The 4,331-nt window shown below is 60.2% G+C and carries 7 protein-coding genes; 4 read left to right on the forward strand and 3 right to left on the reverse strand.

The genetic code is table 11. The annotated features are described in order from the left end of the window. On the reverse strand, nt 1–155 hold a 155-nt coding region (locus tag HP546_RS26575), incomplete at its 3' end, for an ATP-binding cassette domain-containing protein (RefSeq protein ID WP_172231724.1). A gap of 10 nt (nt 156–165) precedes the next feature. On the opposite strand from HP546_RS26575, the gene HP546_RS26580 reads away from it, so the two are divergent. The 3 genes from HP546_RS26580 (at nt 166) to HP546_RS26590 (ending at nt 2,211) form a co-directional block, all read left to right on the forward strand. Next, nucleotides 166–771: an arylesterase gene (locus HP546_RS26580; protein ID WP_172231727.1), complete on the forward strand. Its 606-nt coding sequence runs from the start codon at nt 166–168 to the stop codon at nt 769–771. Nucleotides 772–829: 58 nt separating this feature from the next. Next, the gene (locus tag HP546_RS26585) at nt 830–1,120 is read left to right on the forward strand and encodes a hypothetical protein (RefSeq protein ID WP_172231730.1); all 291 of its coding nucleotides are present in this window, start codon (nt 830–832) and stop codon (nt 1,118–1,120) included. 113 nt (nt 1,121–1,233) lie between these two features. Then, complete coding sequence (locus HP546_RS26590) at nt 1,234–2,211, forward strand: L,D-transpeptidase family protein (RefSeq protein WP_172231733.1); 978 nt, start codon at nt 1,234–1,236, stop codon at nt 2,209–2,211. A 133-nt stretch (nt 2,212–2,344) separates the two neighbouring features. Here HP546_RS26590 and oprI read toward each other — a convergent pair whose 3' ends face one another. Further along, a complete protein-coding gene (oprI, locus tag HP546_RS26595) occupies nt 2,345–2,596 on the reverse strand; it encodes an outer membrane lipoprotei OprI (RefSeq protein WP_003259780.1) in 252 nt (83 codons plus the stop codon). A gap of 506 nt (nt 2,597–3,102) precedes the next feature. Here oprI and HP546_RS26600 point away from each other — a divergent pair. Further along, nucleotides 3,103–3,384 carry a GNAT family N-acetyltransferase gene (locus HP546_RS26600; RefSeq protein WP_016500542.1) on the forward strand — a complete coding sequence of 94 codons (282 nt, stop codon included), beginning with the start codon at nt 3,103–3,105 and terminating at the stop codon, nt 3,382–3,384. A gap of 58 nt (nt 3,385–3,442) precedes the next feature. On the opposite strand, the gene HP546_RS26605 is transcribed toward HP546_RS26600, so the two are convergent. Then, nucleotides 3,443–4,331, reverse strand: an 889-nt coding sequence (locus HP546_RS26605) for a 3-deoxy-7-phosphoheptulonate synthase (RefSeq protein ID WP_172231736.1), incomplete at its 5' end; no start/stop codon positions are given.

A 4,331-nucleotide genomic window follows, 5' to 3' on the forward strand; every position in this document is an offset into this window, starting at 1 on the left:
AGCAGGGTCGACTTGCCTGAGCCCGACGCACCGACGATGGCCAGGCTGTCGCCCTGGGCCAGGTCGAGCGAGAGCGCATGAAGGATGGTCAGGTCACCTTCCGCGCTGGGGACCACTTTGCTAAGGTGCTGCGCAACGAGAATGCTGGGGCCCATGGAGAATCCGATGCGAGTGTGGTGGTTGAGTGCCGGTCTGGCCTTGTATTGCCTGGCCCAGAGCGCGGTGGCGGGAACACTGCTGGTTGTGGGCGATAGTATCAGCGCCGGTTTTGGCCTGGATACCCGCCAGGGCTGGGTCTCTCTGTTGCAGACCCGGCTGCGCGATGAAGGTTTCGATGAAAAAGTGGTCAATGCCTCGATCAGCGGCGACACCAGCGCAGGTGGCCAGGCGCGGTTGCCGGCGCTGCTTGCAGCGCATAAACCAAGCCTGGTAGTGCTGGAACTGGGCGGCAACGATGGGCTGCGCGGGCAGCCGCCCGCGCAATTGCAACAAAATCTTGCCTCGATGATTGAAAGCGCGCGCCAGGCCGGCGCCAAGGTAGTGTTGCTGGGCATGCGCCTGCCGCCCAATTACGGGGTGCGCTATACCACGGCGTTTGCCAAGGTGTATGAGCAGCTGGCAGCGGACAAGCAGGTGCCCCTGGTGCCGTTTTTCCTGGAAGGCGTGGGCGGCGTGCCGGAATTGATGCAGGCCGATGGTATCCATCCGGCCCAGGGTGCCCAGCAGCGCTTGCTGGAAAATGCCTGGCCGGCGATAAAACCCTTGCTGTGACGCTTTTAACGAGGGCGGCTTTCGGATAATGTTGCGCCCCCCGTTTCGAGTGCCCCCGATGCCGCGCCCTGCCTGGTCCCTGTTTGCCTACCAACTGATCGAGCCCGACGAGCAGCTCGACCTGTTCGCCTGCCAGGAAATCCGCGTTCACCTGGTGGCCCGTCAGCTTGAGCTGGGTGTGCCTGTCGACCGTACCTTGTGCGGTGGCCTGCTGCCAGCGCAGCCGCGCTGGTCGGGGGTGTCACGCTCGATCTATCGCGATGGCCGCCTGTGTGACCTGTGCCGTGCCATCCTCGATGCTCAACGACGCGGCATGCGCCCGGTCTGGCCAGAGCTGCACGGCAACTGAACGACAGGCACCTTTCATCATCTGAAACGCTTGCAATGCGCCAATGCCTCCCGCTTGCATCGGTGCGGGTGTACAATCGATCCTCTTGACCCACCTTTCGAAGGATTTACCGGATGTTGCCGCGCTTTCCTGCCGTCACCCGTAGCCTGTCCCTGGCCGCTCTGCTGGTAGCGGGCCCCGCTGCTGCGCTGGAGCTGCCACTGCCACCGCCCGGTGAAGACATCGTCGGCCAGGTGCAGGTGATCAAGGCGAAGTACGAAGATACCTTCGCCGACATCGGCACTGCCAACGACCTTGGCTACCTGGAAATGATCGCCGCCAACCCTGGGGTCGACCCCTGGCTGCCAGGCGCGGGCACCGAAATCATCCTGCCGACCCGCTACGTCCTGCCTCCGGGGCCACGTGAAGGCGTGGTCATCAACCTGGCCGAGTACCGCCTGTACTACTACCCGAAAGGGCAGAGCGTGGTGCATACCTTCCCGCTGGGCATTGGGCGCGAGGGTTGGGGTTCGCCGATCGCCAATACCAAGATTACCGCGAAGACCCCGAACCCTACCTGGACGCCGCCTGCGTCGATCCGTGCCGAGCACGCCGCAGAGGGTGACATCCTGCCGACCGTGGTGCCGGCCGGCCCGGACAACCCGCTGGGGCCGTTCAAGTTCACCCTGGGCGTGCCGGGCTACCTGATCCATGGCTCGAACAAGAAGTTCGGCATTGGCATGCGTACCAGCCACGGTTGCTTCCGCATGCTCAACAACAACGTGCTGGAACTGTCGAAGATGGTGCCGGTCGGTACGCCGGTGCGCATCATCAACGAGCCGTACAAGTTCGGCATCAGCGCTGGCAAGGTCTATCTGGAAGCGCACACGCCGCTGGATGACCAGGGCAACCCGTCGGTGGTCGACAAGCACACCGCTGTTATCAACGCCTTGCTCAAGCGCGAAGACCTGGCCAATAACCTGCGCATGAACTGGGACATGGTGCGTGACGTGGTGGCTGCAGAAGACGGCATGCCAGTCGAGATTGCCGTGCCGGTGGAAAACCAGGGTGGCGCGCCGATGGTTTCGAGCATCCCGGCAGAACTGCAGTAAGGTTTTTTGCGACACATCCGGGCCTGCCTTAGTGCAGGCCTTTTCGTATCTGGCCGGTGCATCCGGGTGTTGCGCAGGCAATAAAAAAGCCGACCCACAAGTGGGTCGGCTTCATAACAATCCGTGAGGATTATTACTTGCGGCTGGCTTTGTCCAGCATACGCAGAGCGCGCTCGTTGGCTTCGTCAGCGGTCTGCTGAGCCTTCTGAGCGGCAGCCAGTGCGTCGTCAGCCTTACGGTAGGCTTCGTCTGCACGAGCTTGAGCGCGAGCTGCTGCGTCTTCAGTCGCAGTCAGACGAGCTTCGGTTTCTTTGGATACGCTGCTGCAACCGGTAGCCAGAACTGCGGCCAGAGCCAGAGCAGAGAATTTCAGAACGTTGTTCATCGTGTTCCCCTTCAAGGACTTTCTATTAAATAGCCATCTCTCGGAAAAGAGAAACTGGCCGGCGTACATAGTACCCATTACTTGTAGTAAGTAAACTGACTCAGCGCAAGAACTGCAAAAAAAATGTTGCTTGACGTCGCGCCGACAAGATTTGCTACTCCGCTGTGAAAAAATCGTGCAGGGTTCGCAAGCGCTTGTAGTACAGAAACTTTTTTGTTGAACTAAGGGTGACTTTAACTGTCCTTCAGCGTCTTAAGCCCTACAACATCCGGCGGCTGTTGCGCGCGCAGGGAAGATCAGTGCTGATGGCGTTTTCGCCATTTTTAAGCGCTGCCACCTTGAGCAATCACGCTTGCGGCGCCTACTATCTTGTCAGTGCCGCAGATCCGAACCATTGCAATCGTTGAGTGGTCGAAGGGGCAACAGGTGGCGTAGAGGATTCTGTGCCGGATAAATCACCATCGGTTAAGGTATGGGTCTGCCGAGAAGACCTGCGAGGAGTAGTGATGAGCGAAGCGCTGACCATCCACCATGACCAGGCCGGTCATCAGTTCGAGACCACCGTGGACGGTCATCGTGCCTATCTGACGTATATGGATCTGGGCAAGCAGACGCTGGATATCTATCGCACCTTCGTGCCCAATGCCTTGCGCGGCCGCGGAATCGCTGCCGCATTGACCGAGCGGGCGCTGGAATACGCCGAGCAGATGGGTTACACGGTGATCCCGTCATGCTCCTATGTAGAGCGCTACATGGAGCGCCAGCAGCGGCATTCGAGCAAGGCTTGAATCGGTAATTCCGGATTTGAAATAAAAAGCGGGGCCGCGTTGCGGCCCCGCTTTTTATTCAGCCGCGTTTACGCTGCGGCAGCACATCCTTGAGCTTGGCATGCATGCTGCGCAGGGTCTTTTCGGTCGCGGACCAGTCGATGCACGAGTCGGTGATGGAAACACCGTACTGCAGTTCGTTCAAGTCTTTCGGAATCGACTGGCAGCCCCAGTTCAGGTGGCTCTCGACCATCAGGCCGATGATCGACTGGTTGCCTTCGAGGATCTGGTTGGCAACGTTCTCCATCACCAGTGGTTGCAACGCCGGATCCTTGTTGGAGTTGGCGTGGCTGCAATCGACCATGATGTTGGCCTTGATTTTGGCCTTGGCCAGGTCCTGTTCGCACAGGGCGACGCTGACCGAGTCGTAGTTCGGCTTGCCGTTACCGCCGCGCAATACCACGTGGCCGTACGGGTTGCCTTTGGTGGTGACGATCGACACGCCGCCTTCCTGGTTGATACCCAGGAAGCGGTGCGGTTTGGAAACCGACTGCAGGGCGTTGATGGCAACGGTCAGGCCGCCGTCGGTGCCGTTCTTGAAGCCGACCGCCGAGGACAGGCCCGAGGCCATCTCGCGGTGGGTTTGCGATTCGGTGGTGCGGGCGCCGATCGCCGACCAACTGATCAGGTCTTGCAGGTATTGCGGGGAAATCGGGTCGAGCGCCTCGGTGGCGGTCGGCAGGCCCATCTCGGCCAGGTCCAGCAGCAGCTGGCGACCAATGTGCAGGCCATCCTGGATCTTGAAGGAGTCATCCAGGTACGGGTCGTTGATCAGGCCTTTCCAGCCAACGGTGGTGCGCGGCTTTTCAAAATACACACGCATGACCAGGTACAGCGTATCGGACACTTCTGCGGCCAGCACCTTCAGGCGCTCGGCGTATTCGTGGGCAGCCTTGATGTCGTGGATG

It is taken from the genome of Pseudomonas sp. CM25, from assembly GCF_013179705.1.
Classification (GTDB): Bacteria; Pseudomonadota; Gammaproteobacteria; order Pseudomonadales; family Pseudomonadaceae; genus Aquipseudomonas.

Excerpts from the sequence above, each read along its gene's own strand:
- HP546_RS26580 (WP_172231727.1), top strand. The coding sequence starts at position 166 with ATGCGAGTGTGGTGGTTGAGTGCCGGTCTGGCCTTGTATTGCCTGGCC.
- HP546_RS26585 (WP_172231730.1), top strand. The coding sequence starts at position 830 with ATGCCGCGCCCTGCCTGGTCCCTGTTTGCCTACCAACTGATCGAGCCC.
- HP546_RS26590 (WP_172231733.1), top strand. The coding sequence starts at position 1,234 with ATGTTGCCGCGCTTTCCTGCCGTCACCCGTAGCCTGTCCCTGGCCGCT.
- oprI (WP_003259780.1), bottom strand. The coding sequence starts at position 2,596 with ATGAACAACGTTCTGAAATTCTCTGCTCTGGCTCTGGCCGCAGTTCTG.
- HP546_RS26600 (WP_016500542.1), top strand. The coding sequence starts at position 3,103 with ATGAGCGAAGCGCTGACCATCCACCATGACCAGGCCGGTCATCAGTTC.